This is a genomic window from Serratia sp. JKS296, assembly GCF_900215445.1.
Taxonomy (GTDB): domain Bacteria; phylum Pseudomonadota; class Gammaproteobacteria; order Enterobacterales; family Enterobacteriaceae; genus Serratia; species Serratia marcescens.
This window is the reverse complement of sequence record NZ_OCMX01000001.1, coordinates 4,611,431-4,638,151: the sequence shown is the minus strand read 5'-3', so window position 1 is coordinate 4,638,151 and position 26,721 is coordinate 4,611,431. Positions and strand designations below refer to the sequence as shown.

Annotated in this window: 27 protein-coding genes and 1 tRNA gene; 21 read left to right on the top strand and 7 right to left on the bottom strand. The window is 56.9% G+C overall.

Translation table 11 applies throughout. The features are described from left to right. The first annotated feature begins 111 nt into the window (after positions 1–111). The 7 genes from CRO23_RS22280 to CRO23_RS22250 all read left to right on the top strand — a co-directional run bounded on the left by CRO23_RS22280 (position 112) and on the right by CRO23_RS22250 (position 7,217). Entirely contained in the window at positions 112–1,317 is a 1,206-nt protein-coding gene (locus CRO23_RS22280; RefSeq protein WP_042706404.1) for an isochorismate synthase, read from the top strand. 7 nt (positions 1,318–1,324) lie between these two features. After that, positions 1,325–2,953, top strand: a complete 1,629-nt coding sequence (locus tag CRO23_RS22275) for a (2,3-dihydroxybenzoyl)adenylate synthase (protein WP_097102946.1) — start codon at positions 1,325–1,327, stop codon at positions 2,951–2,953. Between the two features lie 3 nt (positions 2,954–2,956). Next, positions 2,957–3,817, top strand: coding sequence for an isochorismatase (locus CRO23_RS22270; protein ID WP_016929399.1), 861 nt, complete (start codon positions 2,957–2,959; stop codon positions 3,815–3,817). Positions 3,818–3,923: 106 nt separating this feature from the next. Continuing rightward, positions 3,924–4,943, top strand: coding sequence for a 7-bladed beta-propeller protein YncE (gene yncE / locus CRO23_RS22265; protein WP_391564977.1), 1,020 nt, complete (start codon positions 3,924–3,926; stop codon positions 4,941–4,943). 121 nt (positions 4,944–5,064) lie between these two features. Next, positions 5,065–5,685, top strand: coding sequence for a DUF2238 domain-containing protein (locus tag CRO23_RS22260; protein ID WP_097102944.1), 621 nt, complete (start codon positions 5,065–5,067; stop codon positions 5,683–5,685). Between the two features lie 325 nt (positions 5,686–6,010). Beyond that, entirely contained in the window at positions 6,011–6,745 is a 735-nt protein-coding gene (locus CRO23_RS22255) for a winged helix-turn-helix domain-containing protein (RefSeq protein ID WP_228988497.1), read from the top strand. Continuing rightward, on the top strand, positions 6,726–7,217 hold the full coding sequence (locus tag CRO23_RS22250) for a hypothetical protein (RefSeq protein ID WP_080033353.1): 492 nt from the start codon (positions 6,726–6,728) through the stop codon (positions 7,215–7,217). The genes CRO23_RS22255 and CRO23_RS22250 overlap by 20 nt, the downstream gene beginning before the upstream one ends. An 89-nt stretch (positions 7,218–7,306) precedes the next feature. Here CRO23_RS22250 and CRO23_RS22245 read toward each other — a convergent pair whose 3' ends face one another. After that, entirely contained in the window at positions 7,307–8,047 is a 741-nt protein-coding gene (locus CRO23_RS22245) for a winged helix-turn-helix domain-containing protein (RefSeq protein WP_016929394.1), read from the bottom strand. Between the two features lie 415 nt (positions 8,048–8,462). On the opposite strand from CRO23_RS22245, the gene CRO23_RS22240 reads away from it, so the two are divergent. From CRO23_RS22240 to CRO23_RS22185, 12 genes are all read left to right on the top strand, one after another. After that, positions 8,463–9,005 (top strand): fimbrial protein, encoded by a 543-nt coding sequence (locus CRO23_RS22240; RefSeq protein WP_016929393.1) that lies wholly within the window; start codon positions 8,463–8,465, stop codon positions 9,003–9,005. A 92-nt stretch (positions 9,006–9,097) separates the two neighbouring features. After that, the gene (locus tag CRO23_RS22235) at positions 9,098–9,640 is read left to right on the top strand and encodes a fimbrial protein (RefSeq protein ID WP_016929392.1); all 543 of its coding nucleotides are present in this window, start codon (positions 9,098–9,100) and stop codon (positions 9,638–9,640) included. A 46-nt stretch (positions 9,641–9,686) separates the two neighbouring features. Continuing rightward, a complete protein-coding gene (locus CRO23_RS22230) occupies positions 9,687–12,227 on the top strand; it encodes an outer membrane usher protein (RefSeq protein WP_097102942.1) in 2,541 nt (846 codons plus the stop codon). A gap of 18 nt (positions 12,228–12,245) precedes the next feature. Continuing rightward, positions 12,246–12,998: a fimbria/pilus periplasmic chaperone gene (locus tag CRO23_RS22225; RefSeq protein WP_033634298.1), complete on the top strand. Its 753-nt coding sequence runs from the start codon at positions 12,246–12,248 to the stop codon at positions 12,996–12,998. 76 nt (positions 12,999–13,074) lie between these two features. Continuing rightward, a complete protein-coding gene (locus CRO23_RS22220) occupies positions 13,075–13,605 on the top strand; it encodes a fimbrial protein (protein ID WP_255253519.1) in 531 nt (176 codons plus the stop codon). A gap of 14 nt (positions 13,606–13,619) precedes the next feature. After that, positions 13,620–14,114, top strand: coding sequence for a fimbrial protein (locus tag CRO23_RS22215; RefSeq protein WP_016929388.1), 495 nt, complete (start codon positions 13,620–13,622; stop codon positions 14,112–14,114). Positions 14,115–14,147: 33 nt separating this feature from the next. Next, positions 14,148–14,693 carry a fimbrial protein gene (locus CRO23_RS22210; RefSeq protein WP_255253518.1) on the top strand — a complete coding sequence of 182 codons (546 nt, stop codon included), beginning with the start codon at positions 14,148–14,150 and terminating at the stop codon, positions 14,691–14,693. A gap of 56 nt (positions 14,694–14,749) precedes the next feature. Further along, complete coding sequence (locus CRO23_RS22205) at positions 14,750–15,403, top strand: fimbrial protein (protein WP_097102941.1); 654 nt, start codon at positions 14,750–14,752, stop codon at positions 15,401–15,403. Positions 15,404–15,564: 161 nt separating this feature from the next. Continuing rightward, the gene (locus tag CRO23_RS24970) at positions 15,565–16,371 is read left to right on the top strand and encodes a hypothetical protein (RefSeq protein WP_141398628.1); all 807 of its coding nucleotides are present in this window, start codon (positions 15,565–15,567) and stop codon (positions 16,369–16,371) included. A gap of 226 nt (positions 16,372–16,597) precedes the next feature. Then, on the top strand, positions 16,598–17,383 hold the full coding sequence (locus CRO23_RS22195; RefSeq protein ID WP_097102937.1) for an MrpH family fimbial adhesin: 786 nt from the start codon (positions 16,598–16,600) through the stop codon (positions 17,381–17,383). 128 nt (positions 17,384–17,511) lie between these two features. Then, positions 17,512–18,048 carry a helix-turn-helix domain-containing protein gene (locus CRO23_RS22190; RefSeq protein WP_016929383.1) on the top strand — a complete coding sequence of 179 codons (537 nt, stop codon included), beginning with the start codon at positions 17,512–17,514 and terminating at the stop codon, positions 18,046–18,048. A gap of 137 nt (positions 18,049–18,185) precedes the next feature. Further along, entirely contained in the window at positions 18,186–18,464 is a 279-nt protein-coding gene (locus tag CRO23_RS22185) for a hypothetical protein (RefSeq protein WP_139375559.1), read from the top strand. A 933-nt stretch (positions 18,465–19,397) separates the two neighbouring features. On the opposite strand, the gene CRO23_RS22180 is transcribed toward CRO23_RS22185, so the two are convergent. From CRO23_RS22180 to aspA, 6 genes are all read right to left on the bottom strand, one after another. Next, positions 19,398–19,473 (bottom strand) — tRNA-Phe (locus CRO23_RS22180). Between the two features lie 160 nt (positions 19,474–19,633). Beyond that, on the bottom strand, positions 19,634–20,209 hold the full coding sequence (gene dicD / locus CRO23_RS22175; RefSeq protein WP_015376374.1) for a division control transcriptional repressor DicD: 576 nt from the start codon (positions 20,207–20,209) through the stop codon (positions 19,634–19,636). A 39-nt stretch (positions 20,210–20,248) separates the two neighbouring features. Beyond that, positions 20,249–21,967 carry a protein-disulfide reductase DsbD gene (locus CRO23_RS22170; RefSeq protein WP_097102933.1) on the bottom strand — a complete coding sequence of 573 codons (1,719 nt, stop codon included), beginning with the start codon at positions 21,965–21,967 and terminating at the stop codon, positions 20,249–20,251. Then, positions 21,943–22,266 carry a divalent cation tolerance protein CutA gene (gene cutA, locus CRO23_RS22165; RefSeq protein ID WP_015376376.1) on the bottom strand — a complete coding sequence of 108 codons (324 nt, stop codon included), beginning with the start codon at positions 22,264–22,266 and terminating at the stop codon, positions 21,943–21,945. Before cutA ends, CRO23_RS22170 begins: the two co-directional genes overlap by 25 nt. A gap of 109 nt (positions 22,267–22,375) precedes the next feature. Beyond that, a complete protein-coding gene (locus CRO23_RS22160) occupies positions 22,376–23,677 on the bottom strand; it encodes an anaerobic C4-dicarboxylate transporter (RefSeq protein ID WP_016929379.1) in 1,302 nt (433 codons plus the stop codon). A gap of 249 nt (positions 23,678–23,926) precedes the next feature. Next, entirely contained in the window at positions 23,927–25,363 is a 1,437-nt protein-coding gene (aspA, locus tag CRO23_RS22150; RefSeq protein WP_004929659.1) for an aspartate ammonia-lyase, read from the bottom strand. A gap of 368 nt (positions 25,364–25,731) precedes the next feature. Here aspA and CRO23_RS22145 point away from each other — a divergent pair, with 368 nt between their 5' ends. Together CRO23_RS22145 and CRO23_RS22140 are read left to right on the top strand one after the other, a co-directional pair. Beyond that, positions 25,732–26,220 (top strand): FxsA family protein, encoded by a 489-nt coding sequence (locus CRO23_RS22145; protein WP_004929660.1) that lies wholly within the window; start codon positions 25,732–25,734, stop codon positions 26,218–26,220. 189 nt (positions 26,221–26,409) lie between these two features. Further along, complete coding sequence (locus CRO23_RS22140) at positions 26,410–26,703, top strand: co-chaperone GroES (protein ID WP_004929661.1); 294 nt, start codon at positions 26,410–26,412, stop codon at positions 26,701–26,703. The last annotated feature ends 18 nt before the right edge of the window (positions 26,704–26,721 follow it).

The window sequence follows — 26,721 nt, the reverse complement described above, 5'->3', positions numbered from 1 at the left end:
TGCTTACGTTTATTGACATAGCAAATATCGGCGAGTAATTTAGCGCGGAATTAACTCAAATGATAATCATTATTATATTGGTTATCACTTCAAATTATTGAGGGCGAAGCGATGGATACTGCCGTGAACGACATCAATCGAAAGGAAATGCAGGAGCGCGAAGAACACCGGTTCGCCGCTGATTTTTCTCCGGCGTCGGGCTTCTTCTTTACCTCCCCTTTCCGCAGCTTGACCACCACCGGTTGTTTCAGCCGCATTCGCCTGCCGGCCGCGGACGGCGCCGATCTGAACGGCGAGTTCCAGCGCAGCGTACGGCAGGCGTTTGCCGAGGCCCGCCAGGCCGGCATCAAAAAACCGCTGCTGTGCGGCGCCATTCCGTTCGATACCCGGCAGCCTTCGGCGCTGTTTATTCCCCAGCAGAGCCGCTGGTTCGATCGCGCCGCCTTTATGGCCGGCGTTAGGCCGGCTGCGGATGGGCCGGAGCTGGCCGGCGTAACGGAACTGCCGCCGCAGCAGCCGTTCATGAACATGGTCAGCGACGCCGTCGACGCGATGAAGGCCGGTGAGTTGGACAAAGTGGTCTTGTCGCGCCTGCTGGAGATCGAAACGCGCCAGCCGGTGGATCGCCATGCGCTGATGGCGCGCGTGATCGCCCAGAACCCGCACGGTTTCCATTTCCATGTGCCGCTGGAGCAGGGCGCGCTGTTGGGCGCCAGCCCTGAGTTGCTGCTGCGCCAGGACGGCGGCCGTTTCTATTCCAACCCGCTGGCCGGTTCCGCCCGGCGCGAGGCCGACCCAGAGCGCGATCGCGAAGTGGGAGAGCGGTTGATGGCCTCGGCGAAAGATCGCCACGAGCATCGCATCGTTACCGAAAGCATGCGTGACGTGCTGGCCGGCCGCTGCCGCTACCTGAACGTGCCGCACACCCCTGAACTGTTGACCACCACGACGCTGTGGCATCTCTCCACGCCGATCGACGGCGAGGCGGCGTCTCCTGACGAAAATGCCCTGTCGCTGGCCTGTCTGCTGCACCCGACGCCGGCGCTGTGCGGCATGCCGACGGCCGAGGCGCACGCCTTGATCGGCAAGCTGGAGCCGTTCGATCGCGGCCTGTTCGGCGGCATCGTCGGGTGGTGCGACGACGAAGGCAACGGCGAGTGGGTAGTGACTATCCGCTGCGGCACCGTTGACGGCAACCGGGTGCGGCTGTTCGCCGGCGCCGGCATCGTGGAAGACTCTTCACCCGAATCTGAATGGCATGAAACAGGCACCAAACTCAGCACTATTCTGCGTGCCTTTGGTATAAATCAAGGATAACGACAAGATGAGCATTGCCTTTACCCCCTGGCCGGCGGAGTTCGCCAGCCGCTATCGCGAGCGCGGCTACTGGATAGACAAGCCGCTGACCGAGATCCTCGACCGCCAGGCCGACAACGACGCCCCGGCGATTATCGATGCCCAGGGCAGCCTGACCTACCGTGAGCTGCAGCAGCGCGCCGATCGTCTGGCGGCCGCTCTGCTGCGCCGCGGCGTAAAATCCGGTGATACCGCGCTGGTGCAGCTGGGCAACGTGGCGGAGTTCTATATCGTGTTCTTTGCGCTGCTGAAAATTGGCGTGGCGCCGGTCAACGCGCTGTTCAGCCATCAGCGCAGCGAACTGAACGCCTATGCCGAGCAGATCAAACCGGCGCTGCTGATCGCCGATCGCCAGCACGGGCTGTTTGCCGACGATCAATTCCTGAACGCCTTCCGCGCTGCGCATCCTTCGCTGCGCGTCGTGGCGCTGCGCAGTCAGCCTGAGGGCGAGCTGGCGCTGGCCGCCTGGCTGGACGAAGCGAGCGACGGTTTTGTCGCGCAGCCTTCCGCGGCCGACCAGGTGGCGTTCTTCCAGCTTTCCGGCGGCAGCACCGGTACGCCGAAGCTGATCCCGCGCACCCACAATGACTACTACTACAGCATTCGCCGCAGCGTGGAGATCTGCCGTTTCGACGCGCAGACCCGCTATCTGTGCGCGCTGCCGGTGGCGCACAACTACCCGATGAGTTCGCCGGGCGTGCTGGGCGTGTTTTATGGCGCCGGGCGGGTGGTGTTCGCCGCCGATCCGGACGCCGGACAGTGCTTTCGCCTGATCGAACAGCATCAAATCAACGTGACGGCGCTGGTGCCGCCGGCGGTCACGCTGTGGCTGCAGGCGATCGAAGAGTGGGGCGGCAATGCCCAGCTCGCCAGCCTGAAACTGCTGCAGGTGGGCGGCGCCAAGCTGGGCGAAACGCTGGCGGCGCGCATTCAGAACGAAATTGGCTGCCAACTGCAGCAGGTGTTCGGCATGGCGGAAGGGCTGGTGAACTACACCCGTCTGGACGACGACGAACGCCACATCCTGACGACGCAAGGGCGGCCGATGTCACCGGACGACGAGGTGTGGGTGGCGGATGACGACGGCAATCCGTTGCCGGCGGGCGAGGTTGGGCGGTTGATGACGCGCGGGCCTTACACCTTCCGCGGTTACTACCAGAGCCCGGCGCACAACGCTGACGCCTTCGACGCCAACGGTTTCTATTGCTCCGGCGATCTGATCAGCATCAGCGAAGACGGTTACATCACCGTTCAGGGGCGGCAAAAAGACCAGATCAACCGCGGCGGAGAGAAGATCGCCGCCGAGGAGATCGAGAACCTGCTGCTGCGTCATCCGGACGTGATCAACGCCGCGCTGGTGTCGATGCCGGATGCGCTGATGGGGGAGAAGAGCTGTGCCTATATCATCGCCAACGCGCCGCTGAAGCCGGTGGTGCTGCGCCGCCACCTGCGTGAGCAGGGCGTGGCGGACTTCAAGCTGCCGGATCGCTTTATTCAGGTGGACAGCCTGCCGCTGACCCCGGTCGGCAAAGTGGACAAAAAACGGCTGCGCCAGCAGCTCGACGCGCAACTACAGACTCAGGCTCAGGGAGATTAATCGATGGCCATTCCAAAACTTAATGACTACGCGCTGCCGACGGCGGACGAACTGCCGCAAAATAAAGTCACCTGGCAGGTGGAGCCGCAGCGCGCCGCGCTGTTGATCCACGATATGCAGCAGTATTTCCTCAACTTCTGGGGCGAGGACAGCGCGCTGATTAAACAGGTGGTGGAGAACATCGCCAACCTGCGCCGCTACTGCAAGCAGCAGGGCATCCCGGTGTTTTATACCGCACAGCCGAACCAGCAGAGCGATGAAGATCGCGCGTTGTTGAACGACATGTGGGGGCCGGGCCTGAACAAACACCCTGAGCAACAGGCGGTGACTGCCGCGCTGGCGCCGGACGAAGACGACACGGTGCTGGTGAAATGGCGCTACAGCGCCTTCCATCGCTCGCCGTTGCAGGAGATCCTGCAGGAGTCCGGCCGCGATCAGCTGATCATCTGCGGCGTGTATGCGCACATCGGCTGCCTGACCACCGCCATCGACGCCTTCATGCGCAACATCCAGCCGTTCATGGTGGCCGACGGCCTGGCGGACTTCTCGCGCGACGAACACCTGATGGCACTGCGCTACACCGCCGGCCGTTGCGGCCGGGTGGTGACCACCGCGTCTCTGCTGCCGGCGGCCGGTATCGCCAGCATCGATGCGCTGCGTCAGCAGATCCTGCCGCTGCTGGACGAAGACAGCGAAGACATGGGCAACGATGAAAACCTGATCGATTACGGGCTGGATTCGGTGCGCATCATGGAACTGGCGACCCGTTGGCGCAAGATCCGCAGCGACATCGACTTTATCGCGCTGGCGCGCAACCCGACCATCGACAGCTGGTGGGCGCTGCTTTCCGAAGAGAAAGCCTGATTTTAATCACGAGCAGAGGGCGGCCGTTCGGCCGCCCTGTTGGCTCTATAAGGAGATTTTGATGAATACTTTGATCACCAAGGGAAAACGTGCGGCATTTCCGCTGATGCTGCTGTCTACGTTGCTGTTCTCCAACACCTTGCTGGCGCAGACCGCGCCGGAAGTGCTGCGCAAGCCGGTCGGCAAGGGCGCCTATGAAATGGCCTACAGCCCGAGCGAGAACGCGCTCTACCTGGCCACCTCGCAGAGCCGCAAGCTGGACAAGGGCGGCATCGTCTACCGTTTGGATCCGGCCACGCTGGACGTGACCCAGATTATCCATAACGACATCAAGCCGTTTGGCGCAGCCGTCAACGCCAAGACCGGTACGCTGTTCTTCGGCAACACCGTCAATAACTCGGTGACTGCCATCGACGCCAAGACCGGCGACGTGAAAGGCCGCTTGGTGCTGGACGCGCGCCAGCGCTCCGAGACCGTCAAGCCGCTGGCGCCGCGCGAGCTGGTGGCGGATGCCGACAGCGATACCCTGTACATTACCGGGCTGGGTGAATCCAGCGTGGTGTGGGTGGTGGACGGCAAGGATCTGACCCTGCGCGCCACCGTGACCGACACCGGCAAATACGGCACCGGCCTGGCGCTTGACGCCGCCGCCAAGCGCCTGTACGTCACCAACGCCGACGGCGAGCTGGTGACCATCGATACCCAGAGCAACAAGGTGCTGTCGCGCAAGAAGCTGGATGAGGCTAAAGAGCACTTCTTCCTGAACCTCAGCCTGGATACCGCCACTCACCGCGCCTTCATCACCGATTCCAAGCAGCCGCAGGTGCTGGTGGTGGATACCCGCAACGGCAACATCCTGAGCAAGATCGACGTGCCGGAATCGCTGGCGGTGCTGTTCAACCCGGCGCGCAATGAAGTTTACGTGACCCACCGCCAGGCGGGCGAAGTGAGCGTGATCGACGCCAAGAACTACAAGGTGCTGAACACCATCAAGACGCCGACCCACCCGAATAGCCTGGCGCTGTCGCCGGACGGCCAGACGCTGTATGTCAGCGTCAAGCAGGCTTCCAGCCGCGAGAAAGAAGCGACCGCGCCGGACGACGTGATCCGCGTAGCGCTGAAATAATCCCTCGCTGGTTAAGCGCATACCGAACAGGCGAAGCGGCGACGCTCCGCCTGTTTTTTTTCGCCGTGCGATCTGCGGTATAAAGAGGGGATTGCATTATTGACCCGAAGGAACGTTGGATATGCCCGTCTCACGCTCTCCGCTGTTGTTGTCCATTATCACCTTGCTGCTGCTGACCGCGCTGATCCACAGCGGCATCAGCCCTTACGATCGCACCACCTGGCTGATGGAGGTGGCGCCGGTATTGATCGTTTTGCCGCTGCTGTGGCTGACCCATCGCCGTTACCCGCTGACGCCGCTGCTCTACACGCTGATTTTCTTCCACGCGCTGATCCTGATTTTCGGCGGCATGTACAGCTACGCCCGCGTGCCGCTGGGGTTTGAGGTGCAGCAGTGGCTGGATCTTGGCCGCAACCCGTACGACAAACTGGGGCATTTCTTCCAGGGGCTGGTGCCGGCGCTGGCGGCGCGCGAGATCCTGCTACGCGGCGGTTATGTGCAGGGCCGCAAAATGCTGGGCTTCGTGGTGTGCTGTATCGCGCTGGCGATCAGCGCGGTGTATGAGCTTATCGAGTGGTGGGCGGCGCTGGCGCTGGGCCAGGGCGCCGATGAGTTTCTCGGCACCCAGGGCGACCCGTGGGACACGCAGTCCGACATGTTCTGCGCCTTGCTCGGCGCGATAGCCGGCCAATGGCTGTTTGGTGGCTGGCAGGATCGGCAACTGCGGCGTTTAAAGGCGTAAGCCCGGTGGCGGTTGAGCCTGGTGAAAATGGATATTTCTCGTGCCGCCCGGTATTTGCCGGGCGGCATTTTTAATGTCCACATGATAAAAATCGACAATCATCAGTTAAATATTTTTCACCCTGTGAGACAGCACAATGTTATTTCATAATTTATGTTTATTTAGCTTTTTATGCGTTTTTCTAGGAATTTTCTTAACTCATGCCGTGTGCTACTATTCTCATGTTTAACAAGGGCTAATTATTATTAATTAGTTTTTTGAGCGGGGAATAATGAGATACATAATTAATAATAAGATTAAATATCATGAAGATAGATCAGAGTTGGTGGATCTCAACGCTGAGCTGCCGCCTCAACCGCTCACCGCCACGTTGAACCGCCTGCTGTCCGCGTTGGTCAGAAACAATAACCTTGTGATCTCTCGCGATACCCTGCTGACGCAGGTATGGGAAGCGCACGGCCAGGTGGCCTCCGGCAATAACCTCAATAACACCATTTCCATCCTGCGCAAGATGTTCGCCGCCATGGGCGAGGACGACATTATCGTCACGTTGCCGCGCCAGGGATTCATGTTTACCGCCGCTTCGTTGAAGACGACGGACAGCCTGGCGGAGAGTTTGCCGGAGATGCCGATCCTGGCGGCTGCAGAAAACCCCTTGCCGACCAGGCCGCTGCGAGTGCAACGATTTAAGCGCTTCGGGTTGGCCGCGTTGCTGCTGCTGGCGGCGGGAAGCGGGATTTTGGCCTGGCAGGAGACGGGGTATCCCTCGGCCAGTTTGATGACGGTGGGGAAGATCGGGAGCTGCAATGTGCAATTTGTCACTTCCTATCACAATGTCGGCCCTGGCGAGATCGACCTGAACCACCTGAAGAACATGTTGCAAGAGAAGAAAACGGCAACCTGCGGCGAGCCGGCGACGTTGCTTTATTATGACAGCCAGGTCCTGGTGCCAAATGCCAGCGGGCGGGTCAGAGCGTCTTATTTCTATTATTGTCCGCAGGAGGCCATGACCTCGGGTAAGGTACAATGTGAGAACTACTATGAAATCAGGGGTCTATAGCTCAGTATGCCGCCACGGCTATGCGATTGCCGCGGCGGTGGCCGTGCTGGTTTGCGGCGTTTCTGCTTATTTTTTATTTTTTAAACCACAAATTCCGGAATGTACGGCGGTTGAACGTTTCGTCAACCAATATGAAGGAAAAATGCTGGAGAGAACGCTGCTGATAAGCGTGGTCCCTGATGGGGTGAGGCATGCCACCATACTGTTTAACGGCAGTGTGTTTTACGATGGCAAGCGTTACATCATTGAACGATCCATGGGGGTCGATTACCGAAAATGGGGGGGGAACTACGAATTTCAGGTGCGGGAAAATATCCGAAAACCGCAGGACACGCTACAAGATGAGGCGCTGAACCGCAGTTTACCCATCGAAGGGCAGACGATTCACCTGCGTATTGAACGCATGGATGCACGCCATTATCTGTTTGTGGATAACCATGCACCGTATTATGTCTGCGTGACGTCATCATAACAGCAACCTGCGCCCCCGGCACCGGCACGACCGAGGGGCAAGGATGGATTCATAACCCAGGTGCTATTTTAAAATGAATTTAGATATCGTTATTTTATGTAATTGTTAATGCACGGGCTATTGCTCGCCCGCGGGCAATAGGTTAACCACTGTTCGTCCTTTTCAGTGCCCTCATTGCGAATGTTGTCATAGTAATAGACATCCGCCCGGTATTGGCAGTTGAAGCCGGCTTGCCGTATCTCTCGCTTAATGTTTGCCAGCTCGCCGCTGCCTAACCGCATGGTGTAAATTTGGCAATTTTGCTCATTGCCCAACGGATAAACGCTGATGCGCGTGCTGTTTTGGTAAAGCACAATCGCGGCAAACGGCACTAAACAAGCGGCCATGATCATAATTAAGCGCTGTACCGAGCGGCGAAAGTTCGGCGTTCTTGCCGGCGGCGGCGTTGACGCTATTTCGGTTTCGCTATAATCATTATTATTAATCTCATTGGTTTTTATATCCATCTGTTGAATGCTTGCGGCATTAAATTTAAACCCCTGGCGGGGGTAGGTCACAATAATATCTTCTACGCCGAACTGCGCCAATGACTTACGCAGGCCGGAAACGTAATTATTCAGGTTGTTATTGGAGGCTTTGAGCCCATGCTCAACCCAGACATCATTAAGCAACCTCTCTCGCAGCAGCAGCTTATCATTATTGCGAATAAACAACGAAAGCAATCTGCCGGTCGGTTTAAGTAAAACTATTTTATTGCTGGCATTATCAATATGCGACAGCGTGCCCTCATCCTCATTAAAGAGGATGTCTTCATTTATGATAAAAATCATTTCATTTACCCGTCAACTTTCCTGTCGAGGGATTATTCTGAGACCTGATGCGGCTTTTTTCAATCCTTCACGCTGTGTGTAAATAGGATTTTTCTCTCTATCCGTATAATTGATATGAAATGTTTATCTGCTTACAAGTTTTTTTAAATAAATATTGATAATTAAATTCTATTTTTTAGTGTTAAAATCTATTTAATTATTATTTTATCGATAATAATCCTGTGTTTTTGTATTTTTGCGACATAACATTTCAAAATGAGATCGGAGGGTGTAAATTTGTTCCCACTGATACGGAGCGCAAAAACGCTATGTATTAGCCACGAATACAACGCTCAGGAATAAAGCTGCGGCATTGCATGCGTGACTTACGGATTTAATTTACTCCACTGCTTACTAAGGAATGTAAGGGATTTATATGAAACTGAATAAAATTATGCTGGCCGCCGTTATGGCATTGGGTGTTTCTTCTCTGGCGCACGCTGCTGACCAAGGGCACGGTAAAGTGACCTTCAGCGGTTCTATCATTGACGCTCCTTGCTCAATCGCGCCTGAATCTCTGGATCAGACTGTTGAACTGGGAGCAATCTCTAACGTGGCGCTGAAAAACGGCGGTAAATCTACCCCGCGCAACTTCCAGATCAAACTGGAAAACTGTGAGCTGACCGCCAAGGATCCAGGCAAAAACAACAGCGTTGCGCTGACCTTCTCCGGTTCCGCTTCTGAAGCCGACAGCAAACTGCTGGGCATCACCGGTACCGCTAAAGGCGCTGGCATCGCCATCACCGACGGCGCAGGCACCAACATCGAGTTGGGCAAACCTTCCAAAGCGCGTGAGCTGCAAAACGGTGCCAACACCCTGAGCTTCGCCGCTTATCTGCAGGGCAGCTCGGCTTCCACCGCCGTGATCGTCCCGGGTGAGTTCCAGTCCGTAGCCGACTTTACCCTGGCTTACCAGTAAGTCGTTACCTGACGAAATACGTGTGATTATCGGGCATGCGGGGCACCCCGCATGCCATTTTCAAGGCAGCATGATTTCACCAGGGAATGGCAATGAGTGAACAAATAAAAGAAATAGGGGCTTTTTGCCTATTGCTGGCGCCATTTTTTATTTCCCAGCAGGCGTTCTCTGCCGTGCAAGGTGAAGGGCGCGTCAATATGCAAGGGGCTATTATTGACACTGCCTGTGCAATAGCAACGGAAAGCCGAGAGCAAATTATCGATATGGATATTATGCCTGTCTCAGATATTGCGCGCGACGGCAGAGGTCGGTCGGTACCATTTAGTATTGAATTGGTTAATTGCGTGCTCGAACGCGCCGATAAAAACTTACCGGACTGGAAACAATTCCAGATTACATTTGATGGCCATGTTGATGGCGAAATGTTTGGCGTTAGCGGTAATGCCTCCGGTATTGCACTGAAAATAACCGATGCCGACGGAAATATTGCCACACCTGGGAAATCTCTTCCGTCGATAAATATATTGCCGGGGAATTACCGTCTGAATTACGCCATGACGTTAATCAGTAACCAGCGGCCATTGAAGGCCGGGGACTATTTCTCATCAGTGCGCTTCAAAATGGATTATTACTGAGCCGGCTGATGAGTCAGGGAAATCAATAAATTAAAAGGTCTTGGAAATGATGTTTTTACCTGCCGGGAAACCGTTTCGTTTGCATATTCTCAGCGCCTGCGTGGCGCTGGTGCTGGGCAGCCTGGCGAGCAAAGCCGGCGCGGTGGAAGACATCCAGTTCAATACCGACGTGCTGGACGTGAACGACCGCAAAAACATCGATCTGAGCCAGTTCTCGCGTGGCGGTTACATCATGCCCGGTCAGTACGGCATGGCGGTACATATCAATAAAGCCACGTTGCCGGAACAGCCGGTGGCGTTTTATGCACCGGACGACGATGCCAATGGCAGCCGTGCCTGCTTATCGCCGGAGCTGGTGGCGCAGCTGGGTATCAGGGCTGAGGCGCTGAAAAAGTTAACCTGGTGGCGCGAAGGCGCCTGTCTGGACGAGGCCAGTCTGCCGGGTATGGAAGTGCGTGGGGATTTAGCCACCTCGGCGCTGTATCTGAGCATCCCCCAGGCTTATCTGGACTATGTCTCTGAGGATTGGGATCCGCCGGCCCGCTGGGACGAGGGCATACCGGGATTGCTGTTTGATTACAACGTCAATATGCAGACCCAGCATCAATTGCAGACAGGTTCACGGGGTTACAGCGCCAGCGGTAACGGCGTGGCGGGCGCCAACCTGGGTGCCTGGCGGCTGCGCGCCGACTGGCAAGGGAACCTGAACCACCAGACCGGCTCAGGGCAGTCAACCGATAAGCAACTGGACTGGAGTCGTTACTACGCCTACCGGGCGATCCCGGCGCTGAGATCCAAGCTGACGCTGGGCGAGGACTACCTGGATTCCGGGTTGTTCGACAGCTTTCGCTTCGGCGGCGTAAGCCTGCGCTCCGACGACAACATGTTGCCGCCGAACCTGCGCGGTTACGCGCCGGAAGTCAGCGGAGTGGCGAAGAGCAACGCCAAGGTGACTGTCAGCCAGCAGGGGCGGGTGCTGTATGAGACCACCGTCGCCGCCGGGCCGTTTCGTATCCAGGATCTAAACGATGCGGTTACAGGCGATCTGGACGTGCGGGTGGAAGAGCAGGACGGCAGTGTGCAGGAATTCAAAATGAGCACCGCCAGCATCCCGTATCTGACGCGCCCCGGCTCGCTGCGCTACAAGCTGGCGGCGGGCAAGCCGTCGGATATGGATCACCGCTACCGGGGGCCGATGTTCGGCACCGGCGAGTTCTCCTGGGGGGTGAGCAACGGCTGGTCGCTGTTCGGCGGTGGGCTGCTGGGCGGCGATTACAACGCGGCGGCACTGGGTATCGGCCGCGATTTGATGCTGCTGGGGGCGCTGTCGTTCGACGTCACCCAGTCGCGCGCCAAACTGCCGTACAACGGCGAGACGCTGAGCGGTGGCTCGTACCGCCTCAGCTACTCGAAAAGCTTCGACGAGCTGGACAGCCAGGTGACCTTTGCCGGCTACCGCTTCTCCGAGCAGAACTTTATGAGCATGAGCGAGTATCTGGACGCGCGCCAGTTCGGGCAACGGTTCGGCAACAGCAAGGAGATGTACACCATCACCTACAACCAGCAGCTGCGCGATATCGGGTTGAGCGCGTATCTCAACGTTAGCCACCAGACTTACTGGGATCGGCCGGCCAACGATCGCTACAGCCTGACGATGTCGCGCTATTTCGACCTGGGCCGGTTTAAAAACCTGAGTCTGTCGCTGTCGGCTTACCGCAACCGCTACAACGAGACCAACGACGACGGCATGTATCTGTCGCTGTCGGTGCCGTGGGGCAACGGCGCCACGCTGAGCTACAACGCAACGGTGAACCGTGACGACAGCACCCACCGGGTGGGGTATTACGACCGCATCGACGATCGCAGCAACTACCAGATCAGCGCCGGCGGCTCGCGCAGCGGTGCCAACCTGAGCGGCTACTACAACCGCGATGGCGATCTGGCGCGGATGAGCGCCAACGCCAGCTACCAACAGGACCGGTACAGCGCCATCGGCGGTTCGTTGCAGGGCGGGATGACGCTGACCGCCGAAGGCGGCGCGCTGCACCGTACCGGTATGGCTGGCGGGACCCGACTGTTGTTAGATACCGAAGGGGTGGCCGGGGTACCGGTACGCGGATACGGCAGCACGATGGCGACCAACCGCTGGGGTAAGGCGGTGGTGACGGACGTCAACAGCTACTACCGCAACAAGGCCAGCATCGATCTGGACAAGCTGGACGATAACGCCGAGGCCACTACCTCGGTGGTGCAGGCGACGCTGACCGAAGGCGCCATCGGTTACCGCAAGTTTGCGGTGATCGCCGGGGAGAAGGCGATGGCCGTGATTAAGCTGGCGGACGGCAGTGAACCGCCGTTCGGCGCGACAGTGTTGAATGCCCGTAAACAGGAGACCGGTATCGTCAACGACGGCGGCAGCGTCTACCTGAGCGGCATCAACGCCGGGGAGCGGATGACGGTGCGCTGGAACGGCACCGAACAGTGCGAAGTGCACATGCCGACACCGCTGCCGGCCGAGATGCTGACAGCCAATTTACTGCTGCCGTGCCGGGCGTTAAGCGCCGGTGCGGGCGGCGACGAACACTGAATTAAGGAGTTTTTTATGATGAGCAAACGTAACGCCATCGGCCTGCTGGCCACCACGTCGTTGCTGGCCGGCGCGCTGTCGCCAACCGCGCAGGCGGCTATTGCGCTGGATCGCACCCGGGTGATTTTCGACGGCGGCGTGCAGTCGGTGAGCCTGAGCGTCAGCAACCAGAACAAACAGCTGCCATATCTGGCGCAGGGCTGGCTGGAAGACGCGCAGGGCAACAAGATCCAGAGTCCGCTGACGGTATTGCCACCGGTGCAGCGCATCGAGCCGGGTAAGCCGAGCCAGGTGAAGATCCAGGCACTGCCGGCGGCGAAGATGCTGCCGCAGGACCGGGAGACGCTGTACTACTTCAACCTGCGCGAGATCCCGCCGAAGAGCAACAAACCGAACTCGCTGCAAATCGCGCTGCAAACGCGAATCAAGCTGTTCTACCGCCCGGCGGCGATCGCGCCGGAGCGCAACGCGGCGCCGTGGCAGGAGCAGCTCACCCTCAGTAAACAGGGCGACAAGTATGTGGTGAACAACCCGACGCCGTTTTACGTCACGCTGATTGACGCCGCCAGCCGCAAAGGCATTGAAGGCGCCAAGGGGTTCGAACCGTTAATGATCGAGCCGAAGGGCAGCGCGCCGCTGGCGGTGAGTGCCGGGAGTTTGGGTAACAGCCCGGTGTTGACCTATATCAACGACTACGGCGGCCGCCCGCAGTTGAGCTTCAATTGTGCGGGTACGGTCTGCAAAGTGGTGCCGGAGAAGAAAGCGTCTTGATGTTACGGCGGGCGTTTGCGGCGCGGATGGGCAAAACGTCCTCATTATCGTATCGCCCGACGTGATGGGGAACATCATGGGCAGTACACAACAGGGAATGGGCAAAAAGGTGAACCGCTTATTTAACACAACATGCATGCTTTTTTTGACCGGCGCATTCTGCCTGTTTGCGGCTGGAGTGACGCAAGCCGCCACCACGGTATCGGTCAAAGTGACCGTGCTGGCGCCGCTGCCTTGCGTGATCAACGGTAATCAGCCGATCGAGGTGAATTTTGGCGATGAGGTGATGACGACGCGCGTCGATGGCGAAAATTATCGCACGCTCGTCGACTATTCGGTGACCTGCGACAAACCGGAAAAGAACGGCATGCGGTTGTTGATTGCCGGCACCGGAGCGGGATTCGATGGCAAGCTGCTCCAGACCAATGTCGGCAGCCTGGGCATTGCGTTTTTAAACAACGATGCACGTATCGAATTGAACAGTTGGCAGAATTTCACCTTTCCCGTCTTGCCGAAGCTGGAGGCGGTGCCCGTGAAACAGGCGAACGCGACGCTGCCGACGGGAGAATTTACAGCGTCCGCCACGTTGCGTGTCGATTATCAATGAACCGGGAGGCGAACATGAAACAGGGCGTTGCCGTGATGCTGTTGTGTGCAAGTAGTCTGTTCGGCCATTCCGTTCAGGCTGCCGAAGAGGTCGCCATGCACCTGAAAGGGACGCTGCGTGCACCGCCGCCCTGCCGCATCAACGATGGCGGCGTGATCGAAGTGGCGTTTGGCCAGCGCGTCGGTATCAACAAAGTCGATGGTGTCAACTACCGGCAAGCGGTGAATTACCGCATCCAATGTGATTTGCCCGGAGCCTTGCCGTGGGAGCTGACATTGACCTTTAAGGGCAACGCTGCCTCCTTTGATAACGCCGCGTTGCAAACCGATAACGGTAACCTCGGTATCCGCTTGTACCGGGATGACAAACCGTTCGCCCCGAACAGCAGCATCAAAATCGATCCTGCGAATCCGCCGCGTTTGGAAGCGGTGCCGGTTGCCAAAGCGGGTGTGCCATTGAAAGAAGGTGCGTTTGCCGCCACGGCGACGCTGCAGGCGAATTACCTTTGAGCCACGGACCGGAAGAAAGAAGAGGAAAAGCGCATGGAGAGGATGAGTAAAACGGCGATGTGGCGAGGCGTTATCGGCGTGGGGTTACTGATCGGCGCGAGTGGGTGTTGGGCCGCCGCTGACAATATGCATTTCAGCGGCGCATTGGTCGCCGAGCCTTGCACGCTGCGGCCGGGTGATGAGGATATCCGTCTGGATTTCGGTACGGTGATCGATAAGTACCTGTATACCTATGGCCGTACTCCCGGCAAGGCGTTCAGTCTGGTGCTGCAGGACTGTGACATCAGCCTGGGCAACACGGTGAAGGTGACCTTCACCGGTGCCGAAAGCGGTGCGCTGCCAGGGTTGCTAAAACCGGATGGCGCCAGTATGGCGACCGGGATCGCTTTGGGGCTGGAGACGGCGACGGGTGAGCCGTTGGCGATGAATAAACCGAGCGAGAGCTATTCGATCGCCAAGGGGAACAACAGCCTGCAGCTGCAGGTTTATGTGCAAGGGGAACCGCAGGCGCTAGCGCAGAAGAGCATTGGCCTGGGAGCGTTTTCCGCCGTGGCGACTTTCGGCCTGGAATATGAGTAAGCATGTTTAGCGTGACGGCAAACGGCCCTAAGCCCCCATTTTATCAGGAGAGAACTATGACAGGGAAACAGACGGTGCGTGACTGGGCATACCTGCGCGGTGAACTGGGCTATTACGCCTCGCTGGGCGGCCTGGCGCTGATGGCGCCGCTCAGTTTGGCGGCCATGATGTGGCTGCTGCCGGCGGCGCAGGCGGTAGATAACTGGGAAGTGGATGGCGCTAACGGTGTGCTTTATGTCAGGGGGGCATTGACCGAAAGCGCCTGCCGGTTGGAGATGGACAGCCTGCGGCAGGAAATTTGGCTGGGTGAGGTAGCGACCGGGTCATTGACACAAACCGGCGATCGCGGCGCGGCGGTGCGCTTTGCGCTGCGGTTGCGCGACTGCCTGCGCAGCCCGGCGGCGAACCGGGATGAACGCACCGGTGCGCTGAGCTGGGCGGCGGATCAGCCGGCGGTGCGGGTGAGCTTCCGTGCACCGGCTGATGCGGACAACCCGCAGTTGGTGAAAGCGCAGGGCGTGAGCGGTATGGGGCTGCGCCTGCTGGATGCCCAGGGCGAAGACATTCGTTTGGGCAGCCGCGGCAAGCCACTGTGGCTGACGCCGGGCAGCAACGTGTTGAACTACAGCGTGATGGCTGAACGTACCGGCGCGCCTTTGCGGGCGGGGAGTTTTGGGGCAACAGTGGATTTTAGCCTCAATTACGATTAAAACCGGATAATTGGTGGGCCAAATTTAATTTTCAAGTAGCTTATTATGAGTCGATTTTGCTGACATATTCGCTATGAAGAATGGGTCTTCACGGATGATCTATATCGTTCTCTTTATTCATTTTATTTTGCTCTTGGTTTTTTGACCGGTAAGGGGGATGGGTGTCAATTATAAAGCATATTATTGGTATCGTTGCCGGATTAATTGTCTCATATGGCTACGCCAGCCCTTATCCTATTGTGAGCTCTATTTCCAGCACTATTGTGGATAATGGCGCCTCAAGATATATGAAGTATGAATACACAGAGTCAGTCATCGAGATCGGTAGTGCGGGGGATGTTGTTGTACCTGATAAATGGTTCGTAGGTATTGCGCATAAACACTATGAGTCTAAGTCAAGCAATCCTATTGCAAGAATTGAAGGGTTTGGCAATGTGTCAGGTAATGGTGTGCGAACAATCAGTGATCTTGCTATGGAGGTTTATAGAGGGAAACAAAATAATGCCATTCTTCACAGCGGTTATCTGGGGGGCGATATTCCTGAATGTTTGGGGTATGTGGCTGCCGCGAGTCGTGTTTTAACACCCTGGAGCGGTACTCTCTATCCTGCGGGCATGTGCCTGATAGTGCCTCCCCCCCAGCAATGGTGCAACATTATAACACCGAAAGTGGAAATTGATCATGGCACTCTTTCTATTAAAGAAGCTGAGAGCTCCATAGCGGAAGGAAAGGTTTCAATTCAATGCAGCACGGGAACAAAAGTAAGGGTGCGATTCATTAATGATGAGCCTTATATCAATCTCTCACCTGCAGGGCTTGCGTATATAAGCGTAAATGGTTATGCGATTGGTGGCGTGTTTAATCTGTTGGCCGGTGTTAACGTGCTTAATTTAACAAGTAAATTATTTGGCGTGAATAATGCCGGAAGTTATTTTGGCAGCGCCATTATGGTGATAGAACCCGCCTGAGAATCATGTGAGCTAGGTGTTTAGTGCGACTATATACGGAAATAAGCGGCCGATTTATGGGCGCAGCTCAGTTTGGCCAGCGTGATAGGGTTGCCGCCGACCATTGCGGATAACCTGCTGTTGGAAAAGCGCTGGGCGTGAGCGGCAAACCGCTTTCGCTGACGTCGGGCAGCAACGCTCTGAAATGTAAATGTGAAAATCGCCAGCTCGATAACGGGAAGGAAAGATGAAAAAAATACTCTTTTTATGGTTGTTGTTGCACGTGCCTCAGGTAGCTGCCAGTTGGGTGATGGATGCGCAATACTCGCCGTCTCAAAAGAGGTTTATCGTGAAAGTCATTAGGTGGGATGAGTACGATACTGCGCCGAATCCATTAAAAAATTGCAGGATTTTTGGTGCCTGTCAGCTGACTTATACGTACTCTAACCGAACACATGCTATCTCTAATTTTGTCGAAATAGATATGCCTGAGGCGTCAGATTTAAAGACGATGGGAGAGTTAGCCCAGCTATTTGCACGGAAAGGTTATATCAATCGGGAGTTCAAATCGCAATTCGGCCTATACCCGGAGCCTTGTCTGGGTTTGGGTTATCCGGTATATGGTGGTGGCGGGTCGAACGCTTATGTTCCTTTGCCAGGCGGCGAGTTTGAATGCTTTGCACCACAAATAGATCCAACCTATTGCAGCATTGCCGATTCTTTTATCGAGCTGAATCACGGCACGATAGACACTAACTCAGTTAATGGGAGTGTTGCAGCGAAGCAATTTCGCGTTGCCTGCAATAATGCATTTAGCTTGGCTATCATCGCTGTGGATAAAAATGGTTCCGTCTCTCTTGGAGGTGGCATTATCAGTCATCTTAAAATAAATGGTGTCGATATTGGTTCTGGTTATCTCGACCGGATTGGCCCTGAAGGGAAAACTCTCACGCTGACGTCAACATTAAGCGGCTACAGAGGCGGTACTGGCGATTTTCAGGGGTATAAGGTCATTATGCTGACCCTTCCCTGATTTATAAACTTAGGTTTATAAAAATGCGTTGAAACAACAGGTGATAATGACGGAGCAATGCAGCTGTCAATCGTGTTTCTATTAAATTTTTAATCTAAATAGAATGATGGATAAATTAGGAGGGGGTAATGAAACCACTCAATATCGTCATCGATGACGAAAACCGCTATTTTGCCGCCGGCTTGCGGTTAAGCATTGCGACATATGCGCAGCAGCATAATAAAATCGCGCATTTTCTGCCGTCGGGCAGCGATGAGCGGCCTGACATCGTGTTGACCTCTCCGGCCCGGCGTGCCCGGCGTTGGGCAGCCTATTCCGGGGCGCATGTCGTCACCATTAAGGAAAAGCAGACCGTTGCCTCCGGGCGCGCGAACCGGGTGCTGTACCGCACCGACGATCAGCAGTGCTTGTTTGCGCTGCTGTCTGATACGTTGGTTAATCCGAAGCCGGTATGTCGATTTCCCGCTAAGCTGTTGACTCCCCGTGAGCGGCAGGTTATCGGCTATTTACGGCGCGGGTTGGATCAATCACAAACCGCCAGAGTGATGGGGGTGAGCGTTAAAACGGTGCACAGCCATAAACGTTCGGTGATGGGCAAACTGATGCTAAACCGCAGCCATGATTTTATTTATTGGTTGTTATCACCAGAGGCAGAGTATTCCTAACCGTGATGGGGGATAATTTAAATTATTCTCATCTGATATCTTCATAACGCTAAAAAATCATGAATTGTGATTAACATTCCCCAAGGGAATGTTAAGTATTTTTTTATTCATTTGCTAAATAACACAAAGGGACAGTTATGAAAACGACAGCGGCTTTACTTATTGGCGCTGGCATCATGATGATGTCTTATGCGCACGCCGGTTTTAACGGCAATCAGAATGTGCAGGGGAATCATGGCAACGCCAGCGGCGCCGGCAATAGCGATTTTGGCCAATGCATCAATGGCCAGGGGAAAAATGGCGGGCAATGTGCAGGCAACACCAACTCAGGCGCCAAGCCTAAAGATAAAGGCGAAGTCATGAATGCGTTCTGCGAATCGCCGTTTATGAAGAAGTATTTGCCGCTATGTCAGTAATATTGATTTTAAAATGACAAGCAGGGTTATCCTCCCTGCTTTTTTTGTGACTATTGATTAAATAGCCTGTTGTTCCGACTCAAAGCATAAGTTCGGTGAATTATTATCGTTGGCAGTGATGGTAGCTGTGCGTAATTTACGTTGGGTATTATCTACACCAAGGGAAAGGTGAAGTGAGTTTGTTCTATTTCGCGATGTTTTTATTCTGCTTAAGCATTTATTCATTCTATAAGCATGCGCAGCATATGAAGAAAAGGCAGTTGTCTATTCAAGACTACGGCCATTCTTCCCGCCGATTGGCTTCATGGCGGCGTCATTGACGCTGCTGCACATTGTATGAGGTAGCGTTTTTTACCAGAGAGTGAGTATCCGCCTCAACAACATTGGATATTGCTCGCCTGGCACCGTTACTTTCACGCCTAATGCCGAGAATGCGGTAATCCGGTTGCCCCTGGAGCCAACGTTCTTGGGGGATGCAAGCAGAGAAGGGAGCATTCGTCCTGTGTCGCTGGCCCGCAGGGTGAGGCCTTTGGCCGAATAATCGAACGCAGTTCGATGGAGAGTCCTGTCTCTGAAAAGCAAAAACCCAGCCATAGGCGGGTTCTTCTAAATAGGGCGACCGGACTCGGACAACTGGCGCTGGCGCCGCGTTGAACAGCGCTTTAGCGCTGGCCCGCAGGGTGAGGCCCTTGGCCGAATAATCGAACGCAGTTCGATGGAGAGTCAGTCCCCCAGAAAGCGAAAAACCCGCCATAGGCGGGTTCTTCTAAATAGGGTGCCCGGACTCGGACAACCGGCGCTGGCGCCGCGTTGAACAGCGCTTTAGCGCTGGCCCGCAGGGTGAGGCCCTTGGCCGAATAATCGAACGCAGTTCGATGGAGAGTCCTGTCTCTGAAAAGCAAAAACCCAGCCATAGGCTGGGTTCTCTAAATATGGTGCCCGGACTCGGAATCGAACCAAGGACACGGGGATTTTCAATCCCCTGCTCTACCGACTGAGCTATCCGGGCAACGGGCAGCATTAAACCGTATTGGCATAAAGCCGTCAACGGCTTTATGCATGAAAGACGTTAAAATGCCTCCGGTTGCTGGCTTTTCAGGCAAAGGGCGCAAAAAATGCGCCTGTCCAGGCTATCACCTTGGGTTGGCTGTGCCGCCAACCCTGCCGATTCAGCTCAACGCCCCGTTGCGGCGGCACTGTGCTACCTGCAAGATGTCTTCCGCCAGTCGTTTGGCGACCGATACGTCCTGGAGCTGACGTTTTACCAGCAGTTTGCTCAGGCAGCCTTCCTGAATCAGCTCCATTTGCTGTGCCACCATGTCGGCGTCGTCGGCGTCCATGTCACGCAGCAATTCGCGGGTCAGCTCCAGCGAGGTCAGCTTTTGCTGCTCTGCCAGTTGGTGGATCGGGTGATCCGTTTCTGGGAAGAAACTGCAGGCGGCAATAAACAGGCAGCCGGGATAGCGGTCTTGCTGCACGTATTCCGCCAGTACGTCATAGCGCGCCAGCAGCTTTTGCTGCGGGCTCAGGTTTTCATCCAGCAGCAGCTGGCGGCGCCAGGTGTCGATCTGCTGGCCGTGGTAGCGCAGGCAGTCGTACAGCAGCGCTTCGCGATCCGGCCAGAACCGTTTGAGATCGCCGGGCTGAACGTCGAGTTTTTCCGCCAGCATCTCTAATGTGGCGGTCGCCAGACCCTGTTGTTCCAACAGGCCCAGCGCGGTATCAAGGACGTGTTCACGTTGCACTTGTGCTTCCTCCCATTCGCTTCCGATCTTCAGTGTCAGTTATCGCATCACTTTCTGCAAATGCGCGTTAAAGGCTTCCGCCTTCATAAAACCGGTGACACGCTCGGCCGTCAGCTCGCGGCCTGCCGGATCGAAGAACAGGATCGTCGGCAGCCCCAGCACCTGCAGGTGCTTCAGCAGCGCCGCCTGTTCCGCACCGTTGGCGGTCACATCCGCCTGCAGCAGCACCGCCTTGGCCAGGCTTGCCTGCACCGCGGCGTCGCTGAAGGTGTATTTTTCGAACTCTTTACAGGCCACGCACCAGTCGGCGTACAGATCCAGCATCACCGGCCTGCCCCGCGCCTGTTGCAGCGCGAGATCGAGCTGTTCGACGTTGTTGATGCGGGTAAAGGCCAGGTGCGGCTGAGTCGCCTGCTGCGCCTGGTCGGCGCCGAAAGCCCAGTCCTGCAGCGGCCGTGCGGCGATCACCGCCGCCGCCAGCAACAGCAGTTGCAGGGCGCGCGCCCAGCCACGTGCGCTTCTCAGGCTCAGGGCGAAGGCCCAGCCGAAGAACGCCAGGCCGAGCAGGCTCCACAGGCGCATGCCCCACAGATCGCCGATCACCCGCTCCAGCAGGAACACCGGCAGCGCCAGAATGACGAAGCCGAAGGCTTCTTTCACGTACTGCATCCACGGGCCGCTGCGCGGCAGCAGGCGGTTGCCGAACAGGGTGACGATCACCAGCGGAATGCCCATCCCCAGCGCGTACAGGTACAGCGTGCCGCCGCCGGCCCACAGATTGCCGCTCTGGGCGATATACAGCAGGATGGCGCTGAGCGGCGCGGTGGTGCAGGGCGAGCAAATCAATCCGGCCAGAGCGCCCATCAGGAACACGCCGGTCAGCGAGCCGCCGCGCTGGGTGTTGCTCCAGTTCGCCAGCCGGGTTTGCAACGCCGAGGGCAGCTGCAGGGAATAGAGGCCGAACATCGACAGCGCCAGCGCGATGAACAGCACCGACAGGCCAATCAGGACGTAAGGATGCTGCAGCGCCGCCTGGAACTGCAATCCGGCAGCGGCCACCACCAAGCCCAGCAGGGTGTAGGTGAGCGCCATACCCTGCACGTAAACCACCGCCAGCGCCAGAATGCGGCCGCTGCTTTGCGGCCGGTCGCGGCCGAGGATGATGCCGGAGATCAGCGGGTACATCGGCAGCACGCACGGGGTGAAGGCGATGCCGATGCCGATCAGCAATGCCCACAGCGGCGAGAACGGCAGGCTGGCCGGTACGGCGGGGGCTTCAGCCGGTGCAGAGGCTGAGAGCGGCGCGGCTGCGGTGGCGCTGACCGCGTCCAGCGGGATGGTTCGGGTTTCCGGCGGGTAGCAAAAACCGGCTTCGGCGCAGCCCTGATAGGTGACGCTGAGGCTGGCGTTGGCCGCCGCCTGTTGTAGCGGCACCTGCAGATTCAACTGCTGTTTGAAAATCGCCACTTCGCCGAAGAACTCGTCCTTGTGGCTCAATCCTTCGGGCAGGGTAAAGACGCCGAGCGTTGCCTGCTGCGGCACCAGTTTGATCTGCTGGCGATACAGGTAGTAGCCGGGGCGGATCTGCCAGTTCAGCGTTACCAGGCCGCCTTGCTGTTTGAAATCGAAGGCGAAGGCCCGATCGACGGGCACGAACTGGCTGCCGCCCTTCGGCGCGAACAGCGAAGCCTGCGCCGCCTGCGGCAGGAAGCACAGGCTGCACAGCAGCAAAATCAGTTTAATGAAGCGTTGATCCATGACAGGTAGTCTTTATCTCCGGCCATCACCGGCAAGACCAGCAGCTCGGGCGTCTGGTAGGGGTGATGTTGTTTCAGGGTGTCGAGCAGGGCCTGCTGACGGCGGCGATCGCTTTTGAACAGCATCTGCACCTCGTATTCCTGTTCCAGTTTCCCTTCCCAGTAATACAGCGAGGTGGCGCCGGGCAGCAGCGTGGCGCAGGCCGCCAGCTTATCGCCCAGGACCCGCGCCGCCAGTTCCTGGGCGCTGGCTTCATCGGGTGCGGTACAGAGTATGACGACAGCTTCGCAATCAGACATCTTCAGCCCTCTCATCGGTTCGAATGGGCACTATACCCTGAAGGCGGATTGGCTAGAAGGCGAGTTTATCGCCAAAAGGAAAACCGGGGCCGCAGCCCCGGTCGAAGCGTTACAGCATGACGCTGCCGAGCAGGAAGCCGAATACCACCGCGAAGATCACGCCCATGGTGCCGGGAATGAAGAACGGATGGTTGAACACGAAGCGGCCGATGCGCGTGGTGCCGGTATCGTCCATCTGCACCGCGGCGACCAGCGTCGGGTAGGTCGGCAGGATGAACAGGCCGGAAACGGCGGCGAAGGAGGCGACGGCGGTCAGCGGCGACACGTTCAGCGCCAGCGCCATCGGCATCAGCGCCTTGGCGGTGGCAGCCTGCGAGTACAGCAGCGCCGAGCAGAAGAAGAAGATCACCGCCAGCAGCCACGGGTGCGCCTGAATGACGCTGCCGGCCGTCTCTTTGATCCAGTCGATGTTGGCCTGTACGAAGGTGTCGCCCAGCCAGGCGACGCCGAGGATACAGATACAGGCGCTCATGCCGGCCTTGAAGGTGCTGGAGTTCAGCACCATGTCGGTGTCGACGCGGCACAGCAGGGTGGTCAGCGTGGCGACGCTCAGCATGATGATCAGGATGGCGTTGGTGGTGTTCATCAGCGGCTTGGCCACCAGGCCCAGGCCCGGGCTGTTGATGATGGCGTAGGCGACCACGCACAGCACACCCAGCAGGAACAGCAGCACCGAGGTTTTGGCGCGCGGTTTGATCGCCAGCGCGTTGTTGCCGCGCAGGGTGATTAGGCCTTCTTCCAGGCGTTTCAGGTACACCGGATCGTTAGACAGTTTGGAGTCGAACAGCCAGGTCACCAGCAGCGACATCACCAGCACCGCGCAGAAGGTGGACGGGATCACCACCATCAGCAGATGCAGGTAGCTGACGCCGTGGCCTTCCATCACCGAAGACATGTACACCACCGCGGCGGAGATCGGCGAGGCGGTGATGGCGATCTGGGCGGAGACGACGGCGGTCGACAGCGGTCGGCAAGGTTTAATGCCCTGTTCTTTCGCCACTTCGGCGATCACCGGCAGCGCCGAGAGCGAGATGTTGCCGGTGCCGGCGAAGATGGTCAGGAAGTAGGTGACGATAGGAGCGAGAATGGTGATATGTTTGGGGTTCTTGCGCAGCAGCTTTTCGGTCTGCTGCACCAGGTAATCCATCCCCCCGGCGACCTGCATGGCGGAGATCGCCGCGATCACCGCCATGATGATGGAAATCACGTCGAAAGGAATGCTGCCCGGCTTGACGCCGATCAGCGCCAGGACCAGAACGCCCAATCCCCCCGCGAACCCGATACCGATACCGCCCAACCTGGCCCCTAAAAAGATGGCCAGCAGAACGATAACCAATTCTACGGCTAGCATAGTGTTTACTCCTTAAAATGAGATTTCCCGTCATCCTTGAAACTGCATCGGTGTTGGCTGCGAGCGCTCACCCCAGTCACTTACTTGAGTAAGCTCCTGGGGACTTGCGCTCTTGCCGCCTTGATGCAGTCCCAATGATTTAGGGTGTAAATTGAAAATAAAACGTTAAAATTTTGTGGGCGCCTAAAAGTAAAAAGGCACGCTATCCAGAGGATTTAGCGTGCCTTTCAGGGCTACCGGGTAGGTCTGTTATTGTTCATTTTCATCCGTATAGCGTTTGGCTTTATAGGCCGGGTGCATCAGGTTCTCCACGGAGAAGATGTCATCCAGCTCGGCTTCGGTCAGCAGGCCGCGTTCCAGCACCACTTCGCGCACGCTCTTGCCGGTTTCGGCGCAGATCTTCCCGACGATGTCACCGTTGTGGTGGCCGATGAACGGGTTCAGATAGGTGACGATACCGATCGAGTTGAAGACGTAGTGTTCGCAGACTTCTTTATTCGCGGTGATGCCGTTAATGCATTTTTCCAGCAGGTTGTAGCAGGCGTTGGTCAGGATGTGGATCGACTCGAACATCGCCTGGCCGATCACCGGCTCCATCACGTTCAACTGCAGCTGGCCCGCTTCGGCCGCCATGGTAACGCAAGTGTCGTTGCCAATCACCTTGAAACACACCTGATTGACCACTTCCGGCACCACCGGGTTCACTTTGGCCGGCATGATGGACGATCCCGCCTGCAGCTCCGGCAGGTTGATTTCGTTCAGGCCGGCGCGCGGGCCGGAGGAGAGCAGGCGCAGGTCGTTGCAGATTTTGGACAGTTTCACCGCCAGGCGTTTGAGCGCGCTGTGCACCATCACGTAGGCGCCGCAGTCGGAGGTGGCTTCGATCAGGTCTTCCGCCGGCACCACCGGCAGGCCGCTGACTTCCGCCAGTTTTTGCACCGCCAGCGGCTGATAGCCTTCCGGGGTGTTGAGCGCGGTGCCGATGGCGGTGGCGCCCAGGTTCACTTCCAGCAGCAGCTCCGCGGTGCGGTGCAGGTTGCGGGTCTCTTCGTTCAGCAGCACGCTGAAGGCGTGGAATTCCTGGCCGAGGGTCATCGGCACCGCGTCCTGCAGCTGGGTGCGGCCCATTTTCAGAATGGTTTCGAACTCTTTCGCCTTGCGATCGAAGCCTTCGCGCAGCTGGTTGATGGCGTCGATCAGTTTCTGGTTGGAGGCGTACACCGCGATGCGGAATCCGGTCGGGTAGGCGTCGTTGGTGGACTGGCATTTATTGAGGTGATCGTTCGGATTCAGGTACTGGTATTCGCCTTTTTGATGGCCCATCAGCTCCAGGCCGATGTTCGCCAGCACTTCGTTGGTGTTCATGTTCAGCGAGGTGCCCGCGCCGCCCTGGAATACGTCCACCGGGAACTGATCCATGCACTTGCCTTTATCCAGCACCTCGTCGCAGGCCTGGATGATCACGTCGGCGATTTTGCGCGGGATGGTTTTGAGTTCTTTGTTGGCCATCGCCGCGGCCTTTTTCACCATCACCATGCCGCGAACGAACTCGGGGACATCGCTGATTTTGCTGTTGCTGATGTAGAAGTTTTCAATCGCACGCAGAGTGTGAACTCCGTAGTAAGCGTCTGCGGGGACTTCACGTGTTCCTAACAGGTCTTCTTCGATACGAATGTTGTTTGACATGAGAACCTTCTCTATGTGTTGCTGCCGAATTAATAATTTGTCAGGTCAAGGCTAAAGGGCACAGCCTAAATTAATATTGCCGAAGGCTTGGGGCGTGAAACGATTAACCAAATCGCCCGTTGCTGCCCAGATCATATGCTGGTTGATAAGAAATGACTGAATCCAGATCACCTTATGGCGTTTAAGGATATGCCCTTTTCCGGTTCTGTGACTTCTTTCACGTTTGTGAACTTTAGCAATAAAAACCGGCTCTCGGTTGAAATGGTGGGGGGATGCCCTCATTGTAATGGTGTCGGCCGTTTACGGCCTCTTTTTTCGCGCCGTCGCCCCCGTGGCGGCCGCGCTTTACCTACCGATAGGAGAACCAGGTGCGCTGGTTACCGCTACTGCTGATATTTCTGCTGGCTTACATAGAAATATCCATCTTTATCAAAGTCGCCGCCGTGCTCGGCGTGGCTGTCACCTTGTTGCTGGTGGTGTTCAGCTCCTGCGTCGGCATTTCGCTGGTGCGCAATCAGGGCATGAAAACCTTCGTCCAGATGCAGCAAAAACTGGCGGCCGGCGAAAGCCCGGCGGCGGAAATGGTGAAAAGCGTTTCGCTGGTGCTGGCGGGCTTCCTGCTGCTGATTCCGGGCTTCTTCACCGACTTCCTCGGCCTGCTGCTGCTGCTGCCGCCGGTGCAAAAATCGCTGACGCTGAAGCTGATGCCGCATCTGTCGGTGTATCGCCCCGGCGGTTGGACGGGCGGCGACGCCGCCAACGGCAACACCTTTGACGGCGAATTCCAGCGCAAGGACGACGAGCGCCCGGTGCTGGAACATCGCCCGGACGAGGATCGCAAACCTCACGATCGTTAAGCAAACGCGGCCCAGGCCGCGTTTTTCATCTCTGCGGCACTCGCCGAACCAAAAATGCGAAATTTTTTTCGCTAGCCCCCTTGAAGGGGGCTGGAACGCCCCCATCTCAAATGCCACGAGGCCGGTAATAACAACCACCCGGTGTACAACCCTAAATCTGATAGAGACCTTCTTACAGGAGAGCGTTCAATGAGTATTCGTCCATTGCATGACCGCGTTATCGTCAAGCGCAAAGAAGTTGAATCAAAATCTGCTGGCGGCATCGTCCTGACTGGCTCTGCTGCGGGTAAATCCACTCGCGGTGAAGTGGTTGCAGTGGGTAAAGGGCGTGTGCTGGAAAACGGCAACATCCAACCGCTGGATGTGAAAGTTGGCGATATCGTGATTTTCAACGACGGCTACGGCGTGAAAGCAGAGAAGATCGACAATGAAGAAGTGTTGATCATGTCCGAAAGCGACATTCTGGCAATTGTTGAAGCGTAATTGCGCTTTATCTTCTGA

What these genes read in the sequence shown, in the direction of transcription:
- CRO23_RS22275 (WP_097102946.1), top strand. Translation starts at nt 1,325, where the DNA reads ATGAGCATTGCCTTTACCCCCTGGCCGGCGGAGTTCGCCAGCCGCTAT.
- CRO23_RS22225 (WP_033634298.1), top strand. Translation starts at nt 12,246, where the DNA reads ATGAGCAAACGTAACGCCATCGGCCTGCTGGCCACCACGTCGTTGCTG.
- CRO23_RS22210 (WP_255253518.1), top strand. Translation starts at nt 14,148, where the DNA reads ATGGAGAGGATGAGTAAAACGGCGATGTGGCGAGGCGTTATCGGCGTG.
- CRO23_RS22185 (WP_139375559.1), top strand. Translation starts at nt 18,186, where the DNA reads ATGAAAACGACAGCGGCTTTACTTATTGGCGCTGGCATCATGATGATG.
- aspA (WP_004929659.1), bottom strand. Translation starts at nt 25,363, where the DNA reads ATGTCAAACAACATTCGTATCGAAGAAGACCTGTTAGGAACACGTGAA.
- CRO23_RS22205 (WP_097102941.1), top strand. Translation starts at nt 14,750, where the DNA reads ATGACAGGGAAACAGACGGTGCGTGACTGGGCATACCTGCGCGGTGAA.
- CRO23_RS22170 (WP_097102933.1), bottom strand. Translation starts at nt 21,967, where the DNA reads ATGGATCAACGCTTCATTAAACTGATTTTGCTGCTGTGCAGCCTGTGC.
- CRO23_RS22250 (WP_080033353.1), top strand. Translation starts at nt 6,726, where the DNA reads ATGAAATCAGGGGTCTATAGCTCAGTATGCCGCCACGGCTATGCGATT.
- CRO23_RS22270 (WP_016929399.1), top strand. Translation starts at nt 2,957, where the DNA reads ATGGCCATTCCAAAACTTAATGACTACGCGCTGCCGACGGCGGACGAA.
- CRO23_RS22190 (WP_016929383.1), top strand. Translation starts at nt 17,512, where the DNA reads ATGAAACCACTCAATATCGTCATCGATGACGAAAACCGCTATTTTGCC.
- CRO23_RS22220 (WP_255253519.1), top strand. Translation starts at nt 13,075, where the DNA reads ATGGGCAGTACACAACAGGGAATGGGCAAAAAGGTGAACCGCTTATTT.
- CRO23_RS22245 (WP_016929394.1), bottom strand. Translation starts at nt 8,047, where the DNA reads ATGATTTTTATCATAAATGAAGACATCCTCTTTAATGAGGATGAGGGC.
- CRO23_RS22215 (WP_016929388.1), top strand. Translation starts at nt 13,620, where the DNA reads ATGAAACAGGGCGTTGCCGTGATGCTGTTGTGTGCAAGTAGTCTGTTC.
- yncE (WP_391564977.1), top strand. Translation starts at nt 3,924, where the DNA reads ATGCTGCTGTCTACGTTGCTGTTCTCCAACACCTTGCTGGCGCAGACC.
- CRO23_RS22260 (WP_097102944.1), top strand. Translation starts at nt 5,065, where the DNA reads ATGCCCGTCTCACGCTCTCCGCTGTTGTTGTCCATTATCACCTTGCTG.
- CRO23_RS22240 (WP_016929393.1), top strand. Translation starts at nt 8,463, where the DNA reads ATGAAACTGAATAAAATTATGCTGGCCGCCGTTATGGCATTGGGTGTT.
- CRO23_RS22140 (WP_004929661.1), top strand. Translation starts at nt 26,410, where the DNA reads ATGAGTATTCGTCCATTGCATGACCGCGTTATCGTCAAGCGCAAAGAA.
- CRO23_RS22230 (WP_097102942.1), top strand. Translation starts at nt 9,687, where the DNA reads ATGATGTTTTTACCTGCCGGGAAACCGTTTCGTTTGCATATTCTCAGC.
- CRO23_RS22195 (WP_097102937.1), top strand. Translation starts at nt 16,598, where the DNA reads ATGAAAAAAATACTCTTTTTATGGTTGTTGTTGCACGTGCCTCAGGTA.
- CRO23_RS22280 (WP_042706404.1), top strand. Translation starts at nt 112, where the DNA reads ATGGATACTGCCGTGAACGACATCAATCGAAAGGAAATGCAGGAGCGC.
- CRO23_RS22235 (WP_016929392.1), top strand. Translation starts at nt 9,098, where the DNA reads ATGAGTGAACAAATAAAAGAAATAGGGGCTTTTTGCCTATTGCTGGCG.
- CRO23_RS22160 (WP_016929379.1), bottom strand. Translation starts at nt 23,677, where the DNA reads ATGCTAGCCGTAGAATTGGTTATCGTTCTGCTGGCCATCTTTTTAGGG.
- cutA (WP_015376376.1), bottom strand. Translation starts at nt 22,266, where the DNA reads ATGTCTGATTGCGAAGCTGTCGTCATACTCTGTACCGCACCCGATGAA.